A 19,932-nucleotide genomic window follows, 5' to 3' on the forward strand; every position below is an offset into this window, starting at 1 on the left:
ATCAAAAAGCAGAACCCACTTTTGCGCCTTGATGGCGAGCGCAGTCTTTGCAACAAAATCCACTCTCCTGTGGGAGCGAATTCATTCGCGAAAGGTTTTGCAGACGATAAAGCTGCGCCGGCTGTACGGCCCCCTCGCGAATGGATTCGCTCCACAGTGGAGTGTCTGGATTACTCATTTCCCCTGACGCCGCTGGATCTTTAGAAGCACGGCTTGCAGGCGGCGTTGGTGATGTCCTGCTGCGGGCAAGCCGGACTGCAGCAGGAGCTGACCATTGGTTGCTATATCGGGGTGATATCCCGCTCAACCGGCTGCGGATCCGGGTCGAATCCTGCCGGGTATTTGCCTTTCAGGCGCCAGGCGAACGCGATGATTTCGGCGATGGTCAGGTACAGCTCCTGAGGAATGCTGTCGCCCAGTTCCATGCGCGCAAGCATGGTCACCAGTTCGGCATTTTCATAGATCGGCACCTTGTACTCCCGGGCGATGGCCAGGATCGCTTCGGCCAGTGCATCGTCGCCCTTGGCGGTGAGGGTCGGGGCCTGTTGGCCGTCGTAGCTCAGGGCGATGGCCTGGCGCGGAGTGGGTTCGGGCTTGCTCATCAGGCGTTCTCGTCGATCCAGCGTTGTTCCAGCACCGTACGTGGCCCTTGGGCCGGTGTACCGCGATTGCACGCCAGCTCTTTCACGTTCAGGCCGCAGGCCACCAAGCGGGCGCGCAGGTTGTCCAGTTCAGCGGAGATCAATTCGGCTGCGCCCTCGCGCTGGGCCCACATCTGGCTGGACAAATTGCCAGCAATCAGCTGCGCCTGAACCTGCAACGGCCCCAGCGGCTCCAGATCGAACGCCAGCTCCACGCGCCACAGCTTCTCTTTCTCTCTGGCCTGCTGGGGCGCCGTTTCCGGGGTGTCTTCACGTTCCGGTGCATCCTCACGCTGCAGCTTGACCTGCAACGGCACGATGTCGTGGGCATTGCGCATTGGAATTTCCAGCTGCCAAGTGGTGACCTGCGTGCCATCGGTGTTGGTGCGCGTCTGCTCCAGCCCGCCCAGTTGATGGCTTTGCAGGCGAGAAATCGCCCCCGCCGCCAGCTTCAAAAGCGTTTCCAGATCATCCTTGCTGTCGGGATGCCCCAAGGTGCGTGACGGTAATGGAAAGTTGATCGGCACGCTGGGCGCCGCGACCAGGCCCAGTGTGCCCAGCGCGTTACGAATCACGCTGGGCATTGCCCGAGCCAAGGTATTGGCCGCCGCTGCGGCGTTGTAGCTGACGTTATCGGGCAATCCTGGAAGAAGCTGCGCGACGATCCGCAGCAGGTTGGCCTTCATGTCCGGCACCAGCGTCGGGTTCTGCCCGGCCAGCAGCCGCGACTCCATGAACAGTCCACTGGCGTTCAAGGCCTGCGCCACGCCCTTGGCGGTGGTCATTTGCTGCAGATCGGGGAGGTCGGCGAGCAATTGATCGATGCTGGCGCGCAACGAAGTCGGCAGATTATCGGCGTTGTCACCTGAAGGTGCTGGCAGATTCTGCAGCGCCGTTAGCAGACTTTGCAGCGAACCCTGACGGCTTTGCTGGGTGGACAATTGCTGCGCCAGTGCCAGTTCGTCGAGGCGATTGGGCATCGCCACGAAGTTCAGCGCCTGGCTGCTCTGCACCTGAGCACTGAGCAGGCTGCCGACCCGTAATGGCTGCGCGCTGTCGAGGGTCAAGCTACTGCCCGCCAGCGCAGTGTTGAGCAGCATCACGATCGAGCGGTAATTGGTCGGTTGCGTTGTGCCGCTGCTGGCAGGTTGCCCGGCCAGTTGCGCGACGTTCTGAGCGGCAACCTGAGTGGTCAGCACCTTGCCTTGCAACAGCGTACCGGCCGGCAACTGCCGGGTATCGATGCTGGTCAGGCTATTGGCAATGGCTCTCTGCAGGTCCTGCATGCCGATGGTCAGGGTATTGGCGGAATCTTGTGCGACGTTGACGTTGGTGCCCGGCGTCAACGGCAACGTACTGCTGACCGGCAGAGTGGTCTGGCGGCCGTTGTCCATCGTCAGCTTGAGCAGCAACTGGAAGTCCTGACCAAGCTGCTTGAGGCTGACCACCTCGGCATTGGCAACCTGACCGGAATTGAGCAGACCGTCGCGCGGCTCCATCAGCTTGAGCACTTCGCCCGCTGGCGCACCCGCGCGCAACAGGGCGCTGGCGGCTGCAACTGGAGCAAGATTGGGTATATCGCCTGTCATCAGATCCCGACTCGGTAAAATTGCGCTCTGGTGCCGTGTTTTTTAAGGGCAATGCCGCATCCGGGCCAGGGATGAAACGGCAACCGCTTCTATCTATGTATAATCCGGCGCCGACGTCATCGGCGGGCTACCGTTAAGCTGCATCAATATAACGGCAGGTCCGACCCTGACTTGAACCGCCGTGCACACCTGCTATCCGAAAAGAAGGTCCACATGTCGATCCCTGTTCTTGAAGCCGTGGCGCTCAGTTGTGAGCGTGACTGGCGCCTGCTGTTCGAGCATCTCGACCTGCGGCTGACAGCGGGCGACATGGTGCAGATCAGCGGGCCCAACGGCAGCGGTAAGACCAGCCTGTTGCGCCTGCTTAGCGGGCTGATGCAGCCCACCGCGGGCGATGTCCTGCTCGATGGCAAACCCCTTGCGCAACAACGCAACGAGCTGGCGCACAACCTGTTGTGGATCGGTCATGCGGCGGGAATCAAGGATTTGCTCACGCCTGTTGAAAACCTCTCCTGGCTTTGCGCCTTGCACCACGACGTCTCCACCGACGCCATCTGGCAGGCCCTCGAAGCGGTTGGACTGCGCGGTTTCGAAGATGTGCCCTGTCACACGCTGTCGGCCGGGCAAAAACGCCGGGTGGCGCTCGCCCGTCTGTATCTGCCGGGGCCTGGCTTGTGGATGCTTGACGAACCCTTCACCGCTCTCGACAAGCAAGGCGTGGCGCAGCTGGAAGATCATCTGGCAGCCCACTGTGAGCAGGGCGGCAGCGTGGTGCTGACCACTCACCACACGCTGAGCCGAAAACCGGCTGGCTATCGCGAACTCGATCTGGGACAGTGGGCCGTATGAGTCGTGTGTTCACCCTGTTGATTGCCCGCGAAGCCCGCCTTCTGTTTCGCCGTCCTGCCGAACTGCTCAACCCGCTGGTGTTCTTCGCCATCGTCATCGCCCTGTTCCCCCTCGCCGTAGGGCCCGAATCACAACTACTTCAAACCATTTCTCCCGGACTGGTCTGGGTGGCTGCGCTGTTGTCGGTGCTGCTGTCGCTGGACGGGCTGTTCCGCAGCGACTTCGAAGACGGTTCGCTTGAACAGTGGGTGCTTTCGTCGCACCCTTTACCCCTTCTGGTGCTAGCCAAAGTGATGGCACACTGGGCGTTTTCGGGACTGGCGCTGGTTTTGCTGGCACCCTTGCTGGCCTTGATGCTCGGTCTGCCGACTGCCTGTCTGCCGGTGTTGCTGCTGTCATTATTGCTGGGTACGCCGGTCTTGAGCCTGCTCGGCGCTGTCGGGGCGGCGCTGACCGTCGGGCTCAAGCGCGGTGGTCTGCTGCTGGCATTGCTGATTCTGCCGCTGTATATCCCCGTGTTGATACTGGGCAGCGGCGCTCTGCAAGCGGCCCTTCAGGGCATGTCTTCGACCGGCTATCTGCTTTGGCTTGGCAGCCTGACGGTACTCGCTATAACGCTGACACCTTTTGCAATTGCTGCTGGCTTGAAAATCAGCGTTGGCGAATAATCGGTATCTGACCGATCGGACAGCTTTTAAGGCGCCGAGCCAGAATTATTTAATATCCGTGACAGGACGCTTCGGCTAAAAGAAGCGCCTCAATGACCAAGACCGTGATGAGGAAAGATGAAAAGGCAGCGTGATGAACACAAGCGCCAAGGCTAAAAGCGGCCTCAGTTGGGCCTGGTTCCACAAACTCGGATCGCCGAAGTGGTTCTATGGCATCAGTGGCCGACTGCTGCCGTGGCTGAGCATCGCTGCAGCTTTGCTGATCGGCATCGGTGTGGTCTGGGGCCTGGCGTTCGCGCCGCCGGATTACCAGCAGGGCAACAGTTTCCGCATCATCTATATCCACGTGCCGTCGGCCATGCTCGCGCAGTCCTGCTACGTGATGCTGGCGGTCTGCGGCGTTGTAGGGTTGGTGTGGAAGATGAAAATGGCCGACGTAGCGCTGCAATGCGCCGCGCCCATCGGTGCCTGGATGACCGCCGTGGCCTTGGTCACTGGCGCCATCTGGGGCAAACCGACCTGGGGTTCGTGGTGGGTCTGGGACGCGCGATTGACGTCCATGCTGATTCTGCTGTTCCTGTATTTCGGTCTGATCGCGCTGGGCAACGCCATCAGCAATCGTGACAGCGCCGCCAAGGCTTGCGCGGTGCTGGCGATCGTCGGCGTGGTCAATATCCCTATCATCAAATATTCGGTGGAGTGGTGGAACACCCTGCATCAGGGCGCGACCTTCAGTCTCACCGAAAAACCGGCGATGCCCGCCGAGATGTGGCTGCCGTTATTGTTCACGGCGCTGGGTTTCTACTGCTTCTTCGGTGCCGTGTTATTACTGCGCATGCGCTTGGAAGTGCTCAAGCGCGAGTCCCGCGCCAGCTGGGTCAAGGATGAAGTCCTGAAAAGCCTGGGCCGTGCTTCGAACCGACACACGCCGCGCAAGGGAGCCGGACAATGAGTTTCGATTCCTTCAGCGATTTTCTGGCGATGGGCAAACACGGGCTGTTCGTCTGGAGCGCCTATGGCATCTGCCTGACCGTGCTGGCGATCAACGTCGCGTCACCGCTGCTGGCGCGTCGGCGTTACCTGCAACAAGAGGCGCGTCGTTTGCGCCGGGAGAGCAACACGTGAATCCGCTGCGAAAAAAGCGCCTGTTGATCATCGCGGCGATTATTGCCGGAGTCGGCATCGCGGTAAGCCTGGCGCTCAGTGCCCTGCAGGAAAACATCAACCTGTTCTACACCCCGTCCCAGATCGCCAGCGGCGAAGCGCCCCATGACACCCGGATTCGCGCCGGTGGCATGGTCGAGAAAGGCTCGCTGCAGCGTTCCGCCGACTCGCTGGACGTAACCTTCGTGGTCACCGATTTCAACAAGTCGGTGACCATTACTTATCGCGGCATTCTTCCAGACCTGTTCCGTGAAGGGCAGGGCATCGTCGCGCTCGGCAAGCTCAATGCCGATGGCGTGGTGGTGGCCGATGAAGTGCTGGCCAAACACGACGAGAAATACATGCCACCGGAAGTCACCAAAGCCTTGAAGGACAGTGGCCAGTCAGCGCCGGGCGCGTCCATACCTGCGAAACAGGGGTAACCCATGATTCCCGAACTCGGCCATCTGGCCATGATCCTGGCCCTGTGCTTCGCCGTTGTGCAGGCCATCGTGCCGCTCATCGGCGCCTGGCGCGGCGATCGCGTATGGATGGGCCTGGCTCAGCCTGCCGCCTGGGGCCAATTCGCCTTTCTGGTGTTCGCGTTCGGCTGCCTGGCGTACTCGTTCATGGTCGATGATTTTTCGGTGGCCTACATCGCCGAAAACTCCAACAGTGCCTTGCCCTGGTACTACAAATTCAGCGCTGTCTGGGGTGCCCACGAAGGCTCATTGCTGCTCTGGGCGTTGATTCTCGGCGGCTGGACCTTCGCGGTGTCGGTGTTCTCCCGACAGTTGCCCCAGGTCATGCTGGCGCGGGTGCTGGCGGTCATGGGCATGATCAGCGTGGGCTTTCTGCTGTTTCTGATCCTCACCTCCAACCCATTCAGCCGCATCCTGCCGCAGATCCCCCAGGATGGCCGCGACCTCAATCCGTTGTTGCAGGATCCCGGCCTGATCATCCACCCGCCAATGCTGTACATGGGTTACGTCGGTTTCTCGGTGGCCTTCGCCTTCGCCATCGCCGCGTTGCTCGGCGGTCGTCTGGATGCCGCGTGGGCGCGCTGGTCGCGGCCGTGGACCATCGTCGCCTGGGCGTTTCTCGGCATAGGCATCACTCTGGGCTCATGGTGGGCCTATTACGAGCTGGGCTGGGGCGGCTGGTGGTTCTGGGATCCGGTGGAAAACGCCTCGTTCATGCCGTGGCTGGTGGGCACTGCGCTGATTCACTCGCTGGCGGTCACTGAAAAACGCGGCGTGTTCAAAAGCTGGACCGTGTTGCTGGCTATCGCCGCGTTTTCCCTGAGTCTGCTGGGCACCTTCCTCGTCCGATCCGGGGTGCTGACGTCGGTGCATGCGTTCGCCTCCGACCCGGCACGTGGCGTGTTCATTCTGGTGTTCCTGCTGATGGTGGTCGGCGGCTCGCTGACGTTGTTCGCCATCCGCGCCCCAGTGGTGAAAAGCCACGTCGGCTTCGGCCTCTGGTCGCGGGAAACGCTATTGCTGGGCAATAACCTGGTGCTGGTGGTGGCTGCGTCGATGATTCTGCTCGGCACTCTGTATCCGCTGGTGCTGGATGCCCTGAGCGGGGCGAAGATGTCGGTCGGCCCGCCGTATTTCAACGCGCTGTTCGTGCCGCTGATGGGCCTGTTGATGGCGGTCATGGCCGTCGGCGTGCTGGTGCGCTGGAAAGACACACCGGTCAAATGGCTGCTGGGCATGCTGACGCCGGTGCTGATCGGCAGCGCGGTGCTGGCGTTGATCGCAGGCTTCGCCATGGCCGATTTCCATTGGGCAGTGCTCGCGACCGTATTGTTGGCCGCCTGGGTGCTGCTGGCGGGTGTGCGTGATCTGCTGGACAAGACGCGTCACAAGGGCCTTCTCAAAGGCATGCGTTCGCTGACCCGCAGTTACTGGGGCATGCAACTGGCGCACATCGGCATCGCCGTGGTCGCCCTGGGCGTGGTGTTGTCGAGCCAGAACAGCGCCGAGCGAGACCTGCGCATGGCCCCCGGCGACTCGGTCGAACTGGGCGGCTATATGTTCGTCTTCGACGGTGCCCGACACCTTCAAGGCCCCAACTTCACCTCTGACGAAGGCACTATTCGGGTTCTTGAGGATGGCAAACAAGTGACCGTGTTGTACCCGGAAAAACGGCTGTACACGGTGCAGCGTTCGATGATGACCGAAGCTGGCATCGATGGCGGTTTCTTCCGCGATCTGTATGTCGCGCTGGGCGAGCCGCTGGACAACGGCGCCTGGGCCGTGCGCGTGCATGTCAAACCGTTCGTGCGCTGGATCTGGTTCGGTGGCTTGATTACCGCGCTGGGCGGTTTGCTCGCTGCACTGGACAAGCGTTATCGGGTCAAGGTCCGGGCCAAGGTGCGCGATGCCCTGGGTCTGTCGGGAGCGGCAGTATGAAGCGTTGGGTGTTGTTGATTCCGTTGGTGCTGTTTCTGGGTATGGCGGTGTTTCTCTACAGAGGGCTGTACCTGGATCCTTCGGAACTGCCGTCGGCATTGATCGACAAGCCTTTCCCCGAGTTTTCCTTGCCCGCCGTGCAAGACGGCAAACCGCTGACCCGCGCTGATTTGCTTGGCAAACCAGCGCTGGTCAACGTTTGGGGCACCTGGTGCATTGCCTGCCGCGTCGAACATCCGGTGCTGACCAAGCTGGCGCAGCAGGGCGTGGTGATCTATGGCGTGAACTACAAGGACGTCAACGCCGACGCGTTGAAGTGGCTCAAGGATTTCCACGACCCGTATCAGCTGAACATCAACGATGAAGCGGGCAGCCTGGGACTGAATCTGGGCGTTTACGGTGCGCCGGAAACCTTCCTGATCGACCGCAAGGGCATCATTCGCTACAAGCACGTCGGCGTGATCGACGAGACGGTGTGGCGGGAGAAGCTTGCCGGCTTGTATCAGGGGCTGGTCGATGAGGATAAGCAATGATCCGTTCGTATGCCTTTGCAGCGGAATGGATGCGCCTACGCCGCAGATCCATCTGTGGGAGCGAATTCATTCGCGAATCGATAGTTCGGGCAATACGTCTCTATCGGATATGCGGCCGCATCGCGAATGAATTCGCGCCCACAGGATTACACCGTGAGCGTTCTGCTAATGCGCTAGTGCTACGTCTGTTCGCTGGTGTGGTGTTGACCGTCGGTAGCGCCAGCATCGCTCACGCCGCCATCGACGCCTACACCTTTAAGGACGAAGCCGAGCGCGCCCGTTACACCGAGCTGACCCGTGAACTGCGATGCCCGAAATGTCAGAATCAGGACATCGCCGACTCCAATGCGCCCATCGCCGCCGACCTGCGCAAGGAAATTTACCGCATGCTCGGTGAAGGGCAGAGCAATCAGCAGATCATCGATTTCATGGTCGATCGCTATGGCGAGTTCGTGCGCTACAAGCCTGAATTGAACGCCCACACCTGGCTGCTATGGTTCGGCCCTGCCGCTTTGCTGCTTGGCGGGGTGACGCTGATTGGCGTGATCGTCAGGCGTCGTCGTCAGCCACGTCCTGAAGAAGCCGATGTGCTTTCCGACGAGGAGCGTCAGCGCCTCGCCCACCTGTTGGATAAAAACCACGAATGATCGATTTCTGGCTAGCCGCCGGCCTGCTGTTGCTGGTGGCCTTGAGTTTCCTGCTGATCCCGCTGTTGCGGGGTCGTCGTGCACAAAGCGAGGAAGATCGCACCGCCCTTAACGTCGCCCTCTATCAGGAGCGTCTGGCAGAACTGCAGGAGCAGCAGGCCGAAGGTGTCTTGACCGCCGCGCAGATGGACAGCGGCCGCGCCGAAGCCGCGCGTGAATTGCTGGCCGACACCGAAGGTGCTTCCGCCGAACGCGTTTCGCGCTTGGGCAAACCACTGCCGTTGCTGGTGGCGGTATTGGTGCCTGTGTTGGGCCTGGCGCTTTACCTGCATTTCGGCGCCAGCGACAAGGTCGAGCTGACCCGCGAGTTCTCCCAGCCGCCGGGTTCGCTGGCACAGATGACTGAACGCCTGGAGCGTGCGGTCAAGGCGCAGCCCGATTCAGCCGAGAGCATCTATTTCCTCGCCCGAACCTACATGGCCCAGGACCGTCCGGCCGATGCGGCGGGGATGTTCGAGCGTGCCGTGGCGTTGGCCGGTCGCCAACCGGAACTGCTGGGACAGTGGGCACAGGCGCTGTATTTCGCCAGTAACAAGGCTTGGACTCCGCAGATTCAGGAGCTGGCCGACGAGGCGCTGAAGCTTGATCCCAACGAAGTCACCAGCCTGGGCCTGAAGGGCATCAACGCCTTTGAAAGCCAGCATTTCCAGGAGGCGGTGGATTTCTGGAAGCGCTTGCTCGCGGTGCTGCCGCCGAATGATCCGTCACGCTCTGCGCTGGAGGGCGGCATCGCCAACGCCAGCGACAGGCTGGTTCAGAGTGGCGGGACGTTGCGGGACGCGCCTTTGGCAGCGGCCGTGGGTGCGCATCTGAAGGTGCATGTGGCGCTGTCCGATGCGTTGAAGGACAAGGTCCGGCCAGGTGACACCGTGTTCGTCTTCGCCCGCGCCGTCTCTGGCCCGCCCGCTCCTTTGGCGGTCAAGCGCGTGACGGTGGCTGATCTGCCAGCGGAAGTGGAATTGACCGACGCCGACGCAATGATGCCGCAGCTGAAACTGTCGAACTTTCCGGAAGTCCAACTGGTTGCTCGGGTATCCCGCGCAGGGCAGCCCACTTCCGGCGAGTGGATCGGTCGCAGCCAGCCGTTGTCGAGCAACGTGACTGCCCGTCAGGCCCTGACCATCGACAGCCCCGATCAGTAATTCGGATCGCGCGGCCCACACAGTTGAGAAGACCTATGTATCGCGTCGCACGATTTGCCTTGTTGAGTGTGGTGGTGGCCCTGAGTACCGCCTGTGCAGTCCAGCACCCTGGTCCACAGAGTTCGGAGCCGATTCCGAGCATTCCGGGAGGCTCTCCGAATCCGCAGCCCACACCGCAGCCGGGAACGCCTCGCACCACGCCCCAGACCCCTCCGTCGACACCGATTCCGTCCGGCCCGAAAACCTCCGCCAACTTCGCCCCGCCGCCCGGTGGCAACAGCCACTGGGACGCCAAGCTCGGCGTGCATGTGCTGGATAACGTGCCCAACACCTTTTACCGCCAGCGCACCTACTATCGCTGGAACAACGGCTGGACGTGGGCCACCTCGCCAGCCGGCCCATGGCAGGAAACCGATTCCAGCGGCGTACCACCTGGGTTGAGTCGGCAGTTCGGGAATTGAGACTGAACACCACGCTTTAACCAGGACGCCGATTGCCCTGGATTCTGCCCAAAGGGCATAGCAGCCTGGCTTGCCGGCGGCAGCGATCCCGAGGCCGCCACCGCCAGCAAGCCATGCTGCTACAGGGTGGCGTACCAGCTGCGGCATAAAAAACGGCGACCTCTTCAGGTCGCCGTTTTCGTTCATTCCAACCGCTTACTTGGCCGGATAGATCTGGTCGAACACGCCACCGTCATTGAAGTGGGTCTTCTGTACCATGCGCCAGTCGCCGAAGGTTTTTTCGACATCGAGGAAGTCGACTTTCGGGAAACGGTCGGTGTATTTCGCCAAAACCGCCGGGTCGCGCGGGCGCAGGTAGTTGGCAGCGGCGATTTCCTGGCCTTCCGGTGACCACAGGTACTTGAGGTAGTCCTCGGCCAGGGCACGGGTGCCTTTCTTCTCGACCACTTTGTCGACCACGCTCACCGGAGGCTCGGCTTCGGCGGAAACGCTGGGGTAGACGACTTCGAACTGGTCGCGTCCAAACTCGCGGGCGATCATTTCGGCTTCGTTTTCGAAGGTCACCAGCACGTCGCCGATGTGGTTAGTCATGAACGTGGTAGTGGCGCCACGGCCGCCGGTATCGAGGACCGGCACATGGCTGAACAGCTCACCGACAAACTTTTTCGCCACCGCTTCATCGCCGCCATTCTTCAGGGTATAGCCCCATGCGGAGAGGTAGGTGTAACGACCGTTACCCGAGGTTTTCGGGTTGGGGACCACGACTTCTACGCCGTCCTTGACCAGATCGTTCCAGTCTTTCAGCGCTTTCGGGTTGCCCTTGCGCACGATGAACACAGTCGCCGAGGTAAACGGCGCGCTTTTATTCGGCAGGCGAGTGACCCAGTTTTGCGGCACCAGGTCGCCGTTGTCGGCCAAGGCGTTGATGTCGGTGGCCATGTTCATCGTGATCACGTCCGCCTGCAGACCGTCGATGACCGCACGTGCCTGCTTGCTCGACCCGCCGAAGGACATCTGCAGCGTGACGTCTTCCTTGTGCTCGGCTTGCCAGTGCTTCTGGAACGCGGCGTTGTAGTCCTTGTAGAAGTCGCGCATGACGTCATACGAGACGTTCAGTAGTTGAGGCGCGGCGTGGGCGGCGCTGCCGAAGGCCAGTCCGGCAGCCAGGAGGGAGGCGGCGAAGAGTCTGTTCACTGCGAAATTCCTTTGTCGTGTGGGAGATGTTCTTATGATTAAAGGGATGGCTAATGGCCGCGACTATAACGAAAACCCTCAGCTGCTTATAGATTAAAAACATCTGTCCTTATGCTTTTGCGGAAGGCTTGGAGGCTGAAATCGAATCGACCTTGGGGAACAGCGCATTGCCGCAGCGAGAGCAGAACGCCGCGCTTTGCTCGTGACTATTCTTGGCACACACCGGGCAGTCGTGCTGCAACTGATCGCCACGCATGGCATGGGCCAGTTCGGCGGTGAAAATCCCCGTGGGCACGGCGATGATCGAATAACCGGTGATCATCACCAGCGATGAAAGAATCTGGCCGAGCGTCGTCGTCGGCACGATGTCGCCGAAGCCGACGGTGGTCAGCGTCACGACCGCCCAGTAAATGCCTTTCGGGATGCTGGTGAAGCCATGTTGCGGGCCTTCGATGACGTACATCAGCGTGCCGAACACCGTCACCAGCGTCGAGACCGTAACCAGGAACACGATGATCTTCTGCCTGCTGCCGCGCAATGCCGCCAGCAGGTAATTGGCCTGCTTCAGATAAGGGCTCAGTTTGAGTACACGGAAGATCCGCAGCATCCGCACCACACGCACGATCAACAGATACTGCGCGTCGCTGTAATAGATGGCCAGGATCCCCGGCACGATGGCCAGCAGGTCGATCAGGCCGTAGAAGCTGAAGGCGTATTTCAGCGGCTTCGGTGAGCAATACAGCCGCAGGATGTATTCGACGGCGAAGACGAACGTGAAGCCCCATTCGATCCAGGCGAACAGGTCGGCGTATTCGCGGTGCACCGCCTCGATGCTGTCGATGATCGCGACCAGCAGGCTGCAGAGGATGATCAGCAGCAGGAACTTGTCGAAGCGCCGACCGGGCTTGGTGTCACTTTGAAAAACGATGATGCGTAGCTGTTCGCGCCAGTTGGTGTTGCTGTCCATAGGGCAGTTCCGATTACCAGGTCGCCAGAGCCTGTGGCAAACCGCTCAGGAGCGCAACCGCTGATCGCTGATCGACTGCTGCAACAGGCGACCGCTGGCCTGCACCAGCCAGCACGCCAGAATGAACGGTGCGGTCAGGGTGGCCAGCCCCAGCCCAGAAAACCCCGGTTGCAGCAGCATCGCCAGCACAATGGCGATGCCCGGTAGCCAAGGCTTGTAGCGCGCATGGCTGAATGCCAAGGCAGCCAGTGCCGGGTTATAGCCGGACAGACCGAGCAGCGCCAGGTTGCTCTCCTGTTGCCAAAGCGCGAATGCGATGCCACTGAGGCAACCCAGCGCTGCCCAGAGCGCGGCGGTGCGATTGGCGATCAGCAGGCCGACGCCAATCAACACCCCGGCCAATGGGTGATCCAGCAGGAACACCTGGCCGAGGCCGAGTGGCAGGGCCTGAATCAGATTCGAATCGGCGAGTTGCACGCTGGGCGAGGGCTCGGCGAAGGTCAGCAATACCCAGCTGAACAAAACGAATGGCGCGGTATAAGCCTTCAGACACGAGGGTCGTGGAGCGCGCCGCACCCAGGCGTGCATGAGCATGGCGCTGAGGCCGCCGCAGGCAATGATCAGCAACGGCAACAGCGGCGACCATTCGAACCGATAGCAGATCAGCAAGCCCAGCAGCACGCCGTTGTAGCTGTACACGCCTGACTGGCGCTCGGGCTTGGCATAGCCGCGACGTTGTGCCGTGAGTAATCCTGCCACCGCACCGAGCAGCGCGCCGCCGAGGGAGGAGGGGGCACTGATGAGAATCGCCAGCAGGCAAAACAGGCCGCATGCCGGACTGCGTTGCAGCAGCACTTGGCTGAAACCGTTGAGTACGGCTTCGGCCCAGTCGTGGCAGGGGGAGGAGGATGAAATTGAGGTTTGCATGGGTGTATTCAATATTTGTTTTTATTGTATACATATTGGCTTAATGCTTCGGCTTGAGCAAGATCGTATGCGGTTAACGGTAGGAGGCGGTTTGCATCGCGGATGCGGTGGGTCAGTTATAGATGCGTTGACTGATCCATCGCGTTCGCCAGCAAGCCGGCTCCTACGGGGATGCGGTGGGTCAGTTCTGGATGAATCAACTGGCTCACCGCGTTCGGCAACAAGCCGGCTCCTGCAGGAACGCGGTGGGTCAGTCAGCTGTTCGCTACACCCTGAACTGCCTCAACAAGCCGCTCAACTGCTCGCTCAGCCCTTTGAGTTGCGTACTTGCCGCGCTGGACTGCTCCGCTGCCACCGCCGTGCTTTGGGACAGCTGCGCGGCCTGGGTGACGTTCTGATTAATGTCTTCCACCACGTGGGATTGCTGCAGCGTGGCGCTGGCGATCGATGCATTCAGACCATTGAGATTACGCAGCGCCTGACTGATGGAGGTCAGGCTCTGGCCCGCCAGATTGGCCTGCTCGATGGTGAGTTGCGATGAACGACTGCTGTCGCCGATGACTTTCACAGCAGCGTCGGAGTGGGTTTGCAGGCGTTCGATCATCGCCTGAATCTCGGCGGTGGACTTTTGCGTACGCTGCGCCAGCAGACGTACTTCGTCAGCTACCACGGCAAAGCCTCGCCCTTGATCGCCTGCGCGCGCGGCTTCGATGGCGGCGTTCAAGGCCAGCAGGTTGGTCTGCTCGGCGATGGAGCTGATCACTTCCAGTACCCCGCCGATCTGCGTGCTTTCGCTGGCCAGGGTGCGGATCACCTCGACCGCCTGATCAATGGTGCCGGACAGGTGGTCGATCTGCTTCAGGCTGCTGTCGATGTTGGCCTGGCCCTGTTGCGCCTGGGATTCGGCATTGCGCATTTCGCTAGCCGCATGCTCGGCATTCTTGGCCACGTCCTGCACGCCATAAGTAACTTCGTTGACCGCTGTCGCCACCTGTTCCATCTGCAGCGACTGTTGCTGGCTGCGCTCCTGCGCCTGCACGGCGTTGCTGCCCATTTCGCTCGAAGCCTGGCCCAGACCGACCGCGGACAATTGCAACTCGGCCACGACCCGACGCAGCTTGGCGGTGAAGGCATTGAAATGCGTCGCCAGTTGGGTGATTTCGTCGCGGCCGTGGGTTTCCAGGCTGCGGGTCAGATCGCTTTCGCCGCTGGCGATATTGGCCATGGCCTCGACGGTGGCCTTGAGCGGCCCGGCAATGCTGCGTCCTATCACGATTAGCAATGCCGCCATCACCAGAATGATGCCAAGGCTGATCGAAATGGCCTTGATCACCTGCTGCTGGAATTCGGCCTGAACGTCATCGACATACACGCCGGAACCGAGAACCCAGCCCCAAGGGGTGAACAGCGTGACGTAGGAGGTTTTCTGCACGGCTTCGCTGGCGCCCGGCTTCGGCCAGCGATAGTTGACCATGCCTGCGCCCTTGGTTTTGGCCACGGCGACGATTTCATTGAATACCTGGAAGCCCTCAGGGTCTTTTATCCCCGACAAGTCCTGCCCCACCAGCTTGGGGCTGGCCGGATGCATGATCATCACTGGACGCAGGTCGTTGATCCAGAAGTAGTCGGTCTGGTTGTAACGCAGGCCGCGAAGGGCATCCATCGCCTGTTGCTGAGCCTGATCGCGAGTCAGCGTGCCGGCAGTTTCCAGGCCATGGTAGTAGTAGAGCAGGCCGCTGGCGGTCTGCACCACATGCATGGTCTTCTGTGCCTTGGCGTCATACAGGTCGTCGTGGATCTGCTTGAGCATGGCCACAGCCAGCGTGGACAACATCAACACAGCGACGATGAGGATTAGCCACAGACGCCGGCTGATCGAGAAATTGCGCATATTCATGACCGTCACTCCGTTCATTGTTCTTGTTATTGCGCGAGCCGTTTCGGTTGCTGGCTCCCGTGACGGGAATCTACTCCAACCCTTGGAATGTTGAAGAAACCCCGTCTTACAGGATTTCGGCGCTGAAAGCCCAAACCTGAGCGCAATAGAAGGAATTCTGCGGTTAGCCGACTAACGCATCGCCAAGTCCCGGAAGTGACCGAAAGCGACGTCATTTTTTTAACAGCTATAGCCAAAGGCTTACACGAAGTGGAGATTTTCGCTCTAGGTTGGATCCCGTCCAGGCAGTACATTGGATCCCATCAACTGCGGCAACGGACCGCCGCAGGATCAGGGACGATCGACCGTTGCCAAGGTATTGGTGGCCAACAGGAAGTTGGACGGTCTTGCACAAACCCGCTTCGGCGGGTTTTTTACGTCTGCAGAAAAGTTTTCGCATCCGACCTGGAGCACGCGGCCTGCGCCGTTCCTCAACCGCGCCACCGCCGGCAAGCCGTGCTGCGACAGGGCATTTGGCGACCCGCACCTGCTTCTCCGCACGCCTGATTTTCCCCTCCTAACAACCCTTTCGACCAAATGTCATCAACCGATGGAATTTCCGGCGCTGGCGCCGTTCACAGTACCGACAACACCCGAGTCCAGGACAGGGCCGGCCGGGCAGGCAATGGGAAAAATTATCGTGGATGTAGCGCAAATGGCAGCAGACGTACAACAAAAAGGGCTGATTCTGGTGGTTGAGGATGAGTCAATCATTCGCGATTTTGTGTGCGAGATCCTTGGCGACGAGGGCTTCTCGACTCACTCGCTGGAGAGCGCCGATGAGGCGGCGAAGTTTCTGGACGATCATGCGGACAGGGTGTCGTTGCTGCTCACCGATATTCTCATGCCGGGCACGCTGAACGGCGCGGACCTGGCCAATCTGTCAGGTAACAAATGGCCGCAGATTCCGATCCTGATCATGTCCGGTCACGAAACCCCTGAAAGCTCCGGCGTGCAGCATGCGGTGACGTTCATTCGCAAACCCTGGAGCTTCGGTCAACTGCTCGATGGCGTCGATAAGGCGCTGCAGACCCGGCAGACCGAGTAAGCCTGCGGGTCAGGCGCTCAGCGGTCCGGTTCGCAGCCTTTGAGGACCAGCCGAATGATGGTCTGGGCGGCGGCTTCGTAATCGGCGTCTTCCAGCTTCGCTTTGCCGGTGACGGTGGATATCTGCCAGTCGAAATCGGCGTAGGTCTGGGTCGCGGCCCAGATGCTGAACATCAAGTGATGGGGGTCGAGCGGCGCGATCAGTCCATCATCGATCCAGCCCTGAATACATTCGATGTTATGCAGTGCCTGGCCATTGAGCTGCTCGACCTGTTCGGGCGTCAGGTGCGGTGCGCCATGCATGATTTCGCTGGCGAATACCTTGGAGGCGAAGGGCAGGTCGCGCGAGATGCGGATCTTGGAGCGGATGTAACTGCTCAGAACCTCGGCTGGCACCCCTTCGCGATTGAACGGCGTCGATGCCTGCATGATCGGCTCGATGATGCTTTCGAGCACCTCGCGATACAGGTTTTCCTTGGACTTGAAGTAGTAGTAGACGTTGGGCTTTGGCACGCCGGCCTTGGCGGCGATGTCGCTGGTCTTGCTGGCGGCGAACCCTTTGTCGGCGAATTCTTCACTGGCTGCGCGCAGGATCAGTTCTTTGTTGCGCTCGCGGATACTGCTCATAAAGCGGAATTTCCTTGCCGGCTCGGCGGTGGCGAATGTTAGCACCGGCCTCGCGACAGGCTCAAGATTGCTGCAAAGTCGCTATCCTCTCGTGAATCCGGACTGACGCCCCTGTAGTGCAGGTGAGCGCCAGTGCTATTGTGTGCGGGTGATATCGGGAGCGGAAAAATCTGGTGCCTTTTCAAGGCCTGAACGGGTATTCGGTGACGAGGTGTCGGTTATGAACAGCCCTTTATTTTCCAGCGTGGTCGCCTATGCCCAGCATTGTGAGCGGCAGCTGGTCGAAATTCTTCATCGCCGGCCGACGCTGGATCGGCAACAGGTCATGACCTGGGTGGATGAGCAAAGTCACGCGATGAAAGACCGTGATCCTCTGGATCTTCTGCGCACGCTCAATGCCAGAGTGCGAGCGGGCAAGCCCTTGCCGTGGGAAGGTCACTAGCCCTGCTTTTGTAGCCATTCGACTTGCCGGCGGTAGTGATGTCACCCGCGCCACCGCCGGTAAGCCATGCTAAAGGTCGTCGACGCAGGACGGTTCGCGCCCCACGCCGTGGTGAATCAGAAGAACACCTTCACCAGAAGGCTCGCCGTATTCTGGTCGGTGTCGAAGTAGCGGGTGTCATTGATCCCGTACTTGTTGGTCCAGTAGTCATACTCGATACCCACGTACAACTGGCGATCAGGCAGATTCAGCGCCTTGCCCAGGTCGTACTTGATCTGCGGGTTGAAGTGCAGGTTGGAGTGATAGTCGCCTTTGGTATTGGACTGTTTGTTGTCCACGACCCAGTCCATGAAACCGTCGATCAGGATGTCGGACTTGCCCACGGGAATGGTGTAGGACCAGACCGGAGTAATCTGCCAGGCGCCATAACCTGCGCGATGCCCGTCGTTATAACGCTTGTAGAAGTTGAGCTGGAAGTAATCGAAACCGGGGACGTTCAAATCGAAACCCGGACCGATCAGGTACGACTCGACATCGCCTTCACCAAACTCGTAAGTACCCGCCAGCAACACGTCCTTGATCGGACCGAGTTCGAACTTCTGATCGAAAATCTTGCTTAGCGACAAGCGAGGGGAGAACTCGCCGTATAGCGTGTTATTGCCCACGCCCGCGTCTTTCTTGCCGTTATAGAAGATGTTATCGACGAACAGGAAGTTGTCGCCGTATTTCCAGCTGTCAGCATGTTCGAAGGTAAATGTCTGCTGAATTTCCGGGTTGACGGCGAAGTCCTTACCGTAAAGATACGTCAGGCTGTTGCTCTGCCACTGCAGCAGATCGCCGGACATTGCCGGAGTGGCGGCAAGCAGGCTGCCTGCGGCCATCAGGCTGGAAAGTGTGCGGTTCATGCGAATACTCCCTGAGGTGAAAGTCGTTGTTGCCCAGTGATTGACGCTCTGTTTCGGCGTCTTCTTTATTGCTGATTAACTTGTCTAATTGGTCAGCTTTGTGTTGATAGCAAGAGCTGCGCCAAAACCCTGAAAAAAGACGAAAAAGTCTGGTCGGCTGTTTGAAAAACAGCCGAATCGAGGATTTTTCATGCCTGTTCGATGGTGCAGTGATGGATCGGTTAGTTGTCTGGTCAGTCAGAATATTGTGCGTTGGTCGTGAGGCCCTGTTTTTCAGGCGCAGCCAAGCGGCGGCGGAGGATACTGACTCGCGCAGTTGTCCTCAAGTGCTCTGCGAAAGAGCACCCACGTCGAAAACAGGGCATTGACCACTAATGCGAGTGCAACGGCCCTGCCATGGCCGCGCGTTCCGCACCGCCGAGCACGTTGAACAACAGGTTCAGCGACACCGCACTCAAGGTCGCCATCGCGATGCCACTGTGGGTGATCGGCCCCATCCAGTGCGGCAACTGACTGAAGAACTCCGGCCGCACCACGGGAATCAGGCCCATGCCGATGCTGACCGCCACCAGCAGCTGATTGCGACGGTCGGAGATGTCGGCTTCCTGAAGAATCTTGATGCCGGTGGCCGCGACCATGCCGAACATGGCAATCGCCGCACCGCCCAATACCGCCGGTGGAATCGACGCCACCAGATACGCGGCCTTTGGCAGCAGGCTCAGCAGGATCAGGAACCCACCCGCGACGATGGTGACCGAGCGACACCGCACGCCCGTCATCTGCACCAGGCCGATGTTCTGGGCGAACGAGGAGTGGGTGAAGGTGTTGAGGAAGCCTGCCAGAAACGAGGCCGCCGCATCGCACAGCAGCCCGCGACGAAGCATGCCTGAGGTGACTTCGCGATCGGTGATCTTGCCCAGCGCCAGGAACATTCCGGTGGACTCGACAAAGATGATCACCACCACCAGGCACATTGAAAGGATCGGCGCGAGGCTGAATTGCGGCATGCCGAAATGCAGCGGCGTGACCACTTTCACCCAGTCGGCCTCGGCCAGACCGCTGAGGTCGACCATGCCGATGAACCCGGAAAGGATGTAGCCCAGGCCCATGCCGATCAATACCGAAATGTTGACCCAGAAACCACGCATGAAGCGGTTGATCAACAGGATCGTCAGCAGTACCAGCGCGGCCACGCCCAGGTACAGCGGGCTGCCGAAACTCACGGCCTTGCTGCCGCCGCCGGCCCAGTTCACCGCGACGGGGAACAGCGACAGGCCAATGGAGGTGATGACGGTGCCGGTCACCAGCGGCGGGAAGAAGCGCACGATCTTCGACATGAACGGCGCGATCAGCATGCCGAAGAACCCCGCCGCGATGGTCGCGCCGAAAATTCCCGGCAGGCCCACACCGGGCATCCCGGCCATGGCCACCATGCTGCCAACCGCGGCGAAACTGGCACCCATCATGATCGGCATGCGGATACCCAGGGGACCGATGCCCAGCGACTGGACGACTGTGGCGATGCCGGCCACCAGCAGGTCGGCATTGATCAGAAAGGCGATTTCTTCTCGGGAGAGGCCAGCGGCCTGGCCAATGATTAGCGGCACCGCAACGGCGCCCCCGTACATCAACAGGACGTGTTGCAGGCCCACCAGAATCAGTTGCATCAGTGGCAGGGGCTGTCTTGGTGGCGCAGCGGGGACGCGCGCGTGAGTTGACTCGGACATGCAACAC

General features: G+C 60.3%; 22 protein-coding genes. 13 read left to right on the top strand and 9 right to left on the bottom strand.

What is annotated here, in order from left to right; genetic code table 11:
* Positions 1-204, top strand: a 204-nt coding sequence (locus ACRER8_RS24340) for a hypothetical protein (RefSeq protein WP_431748729.1), incomplete at its 5' end; no start/stop codon positions are given.
* A gap of 77 nt (positions 205-281) precedes the next feature.
* On the opposite strand, the gene ACRER8_RS24345 is transcribed toward ACRER8_RS24340, so the two are convergent.
* The gene (locus tag ACRER8_RS24345) at positions 282-602 is read right to left on the bottom strand and encodes an EscU/YscU/HrcU family type III secretion system export apparatus switch protein (RefSeq protein WP_431748730.1); all 321 of its coding nucleotides are present in this window, start codon (positions 600-602) and stop codon (positions 282-284) included.
* Positions 602-2,230 carry a flagellar hook-length control protein FliK gene (locus ACRER8_RS24350; protein WP_431748731.1) on the bottom strand — a complete coding sequence of 543 codons (1,629 nt, stop codon included), beginning with the start codon at positions 2,228-2,230 and terminating at the stop codon, positions 602-604. The genes ACRER8_RS24345 and ACRER8_RS24350 overlap by 1 nt, the downstream gene beginning before the upstream one ends.
* A 213-nt stretch (positions 2,231-2,443) precedes the next feature.
* On the opposite strand from ACRER8_RS24350, the gene ccmA reads away from it, so the two are divergent.
* From ccmA to ACRER8_RS24400, 10 genes are all read left to right on the top strand, one after another.
* Positions 2,444-3,079 carry a cytochrome c biogenesis heme-transporting ATPase CcmA gene (gene ccmA / locus ACRER8_RS24355; RefSeq protein WP_431748732.1) on the top strand — a complete coding sequence of 212 codons (636 nt, stop codon included), beginning with the start codon at positions 2,444-2,446 and terminating at the stop codon, positions 3,077-3,079.
* Entirely contained in the window at positions 3,076-3,747 is a 672-nt protein-coding gene (ccmB, locus tag ACRER8_RS24360) for a heme exporter protein CcmB (protein WP_431748733.1), read from the top strand. The genes ccmA and ccmB overlap by 4 nt, the downstream gene beginning before the upstream one ends.
* A 133-nt stretch (positions 3,748-3,880) precedes the next feature.
* Positions 3,881-4,699, top strand: coding sequence for a heme ABC transporter permease (locus tag ACRER8_RS24365; protein WP_431748734.1), 819 nt, complete (start codon positions 3,881-3,883; stop codon positions 4,697-4,699).
* Positions 4,696-4,872 (top strand): heme exporter protein CcmD, encoded by a 177-nt coding sequence (ccmD, locus tag ACRER8_RS24370; protein WP_431748735.1) that lies wholly within the window; start codon positions 4,696-4,698, stop codon positions 4,870-4,872. The genes ACRER8_RS24365 and ccmD overlap by 4 nt, the downstream gene beginning before the upstream one ends.
* Positions 4,869-5,333, top strand: a complete 465-nt coding sequence (ccmE, locus tag ACRER8_RS24375) for a cytochrome c maturation protein CcmE (RefSeq protein WP_431748736.1) — start codon at positions 4,869-4,871, stop codon at positions 5,331-5,333. The genes ccmD and ccmE overlap by 4 nt, the downstream gene beginning before the upstream one ends.
* Before the next feature lie 3 nt (positions 5,334-5,336).
* Positions 5,337-7,310 (top strand): heme lyase CcmF/NrfE family subunit, encoded by a 1,974-nt coding sequence (locus ACRER8_RS24380; protein WP_431748737.1) that lies wholly within the window; start codon positions 5,337-5,339, stop codon positions 7,308-7,310.
* Positions 7,307-7,843: a DsbE family thiol:disulfide interchange protein gene (locus ACRER8_RS24385; RefSeq protein WP_431748738.1), complete on the top strand. Its 537-nt coding sequence runs from the start codon at positions 7,307-7,309 to the stop codon at positions 7,841-7,843. The genes ACRER8_RS24380 and ACRER8_RS24385 overlap by 4 nt, the downstream gene beginning before the upstream one ends.
* 176 nt (positions 7,844-8,019) lie before the next feature.
* Positions 8,020-8,490, top strand: coding sequence for a cytochrome c-type biogenesis protein (locus ACRER8_RS24390; protein ID WP_431748739.1), 471 nt, complete (start codon positions 8,020-8,022; stop codon positions 8,488-8,490).
* Entirely contained in the window at positions 8,487-9,692 is a 1,206-nt protein-coding gene (gene ccmI, locus ACRER8_RS24395; RefSeq protein ID WP_431748740.1) for a c-type cytochrome biogenesis protein CcmI, read from the top strand. Before ACRER8_RS24390 ends, ccmI begins: the two co-directional genes overlap by 4 nt.
* 35 nt (positions 9,693-9,727) lie before the next feature.
* On the top strand, positions 9,728-10,153 hold the full coding sequence (locus ACRER8_RS24400; protein WP_431748741.1) for a hypothetical protein: 426 nt from the start codon (positions 9,728-9,730) through the stop codon (positions 10,151-10,153).
* A 195-nt stretch (positions 10,154-10,348) separates the two neighbouring features.
* On the opposite strand, the gene ACRER8_RS24405 is transcribed toward ACRER8_RS24400, so the two are convergent.
* From ACRER8_RS24405 to ACRER8_RS24420, 4 genes are all read right to left on the bottom strand, one after another.
* Positions 10,349-11,347: a sulfate ABC transporter substrate-binding protein gene (locus ACRER8_RS24405; RefSeq protein ID WP_431748742.1), complete on the bottom strand. Its 999-nt coding sequence runs from the start codon at positions 11,345-11,347 to the stop codon at positions 10,349-10,351.
* Positions 11,348-11,456: 109 nt separating this feature from the next.
* Positions 11,457-12,314, bottom strand: a complete 858-nt coding sequence (locus tag ACRER8_RS24410; protein ID WP_431748743.1) for an ion transporter — start codon at positions 12,312-12,314, stop codon at positions 11,457-11,459.
* Positions 12,315-12,359: 45 nt separating this feature from the next.
* On the bottom strand, positions 12,360-13,241 hold the full coding sequence (locus ACRER8_RS24415; RefSeq protein ID WP_431748744.1) for an urea transporter: 882 nt from the start codon (positions 13,239-13,241) through the stop codon (positions 12,360-12,362).
* Positions 13,242-13,506: 265 nt separating this feature from the next.
* Positions 13,507-15,138: a methyl-accepting chemotaxis protein gene (locus ACRER8_RS24420; protein WP_431748745.1), complete on the bottom strand. Its 1,632-nt coding sequence runs from the start codon at positions 15,136-15,138 to the stop codon at positions 13,507-13,509.
* Between the two features lie 694 nt (positions 15,139-15,832).
* Between ACRER8_RS24420 and ACRER8_RS24425 the strand changes: the two genes are divergently transcribed.
* Positions 15,833-16,225: a response regulator gene (locus ACRER8_RS24425; RefSeq protein WP_431748760.1), complete on the top strand. Its 393-nt coding sequence runs from the start codon at positions 15,833-15,835 to the stop codon at positions 16,223-16,225.
* A 17-nt stretch (positions 16,226-16,242) separates the two neighbouring features.
* Here ACRER8_RS24425 and ACRER8_RS24430 read toward each other — a convergent pair whose 3' ends face one another.
* Complete coding sequence (locus ACRER8_RS24430) at positions 16,243-16,851, bottom strand: TetR/AcrR family transcriptional regulator (RefSeq protein ID WP_431748746.1); 609 nt, start codon at positions 16,849-16,851, stop codon at positions 16,243-16,245.
* Positions 16,852-17,071: 220 nt separating this feature from the next.
* Between ACRER8_RS24430 and ACRER8_RS24435 the strand changes: the two genes are divergently transcribed.
* Positions 17,072-17,293, top strand: a complete 222-nt coding sequence (locus tag ACRER8_RS24435) for a hypothetical protein (protein WP_431748747.1) — start codon at positions 17,072-17,074, stop codon at positions 17,291-17,293.
* Between the two features lie 116 nt (positions 17,294-17,409).
* Here the strand turns inward: ACRER8_RS24435 and ACRER8_RS24440 are convergent, their stop codons facing one another.
* Both ACRER8_RS24440 and ACRER8_RS24445 read right to left on the bottom strand, forming a co-directional pair.
* On the bottom strand, positions 17,410-18,198 hold the full coding sequence (locus ACRER8_RS24440; protein WP_431748748.1) for an outer membrane protein OmpK: 789 nt from the start codon (positions 18,196-18,198) through the stop codon (positions 17,410-17,412).
* Between the two features lie 371 nt (positions 18,199-18,569).
* Positions 18,570-19,925: a nucleobase:cation symporter-2 family protein gene (locus tag ACRER8_RS24445; protein ID WP_431748749.1), complete on the bottom strand. Its 1,356-nt coding sequence runs from the start codon at positions 19,923-19,925 to the stop codon at positions 18,570-18,572.
* Between the last annotated feature and the right edge of the window lie 7 nt (positions 19,926-19,932).

The organism is Pseudomonas sp., assembly GCF_050739935.1.
In the GTDB taxonomy this organism is placed as follows: Bacteria; Pseudomonadota; Gammaproteobacteria; order Pseudomonadales; family Pseudomonadaceae; genus Aquipseudomonas.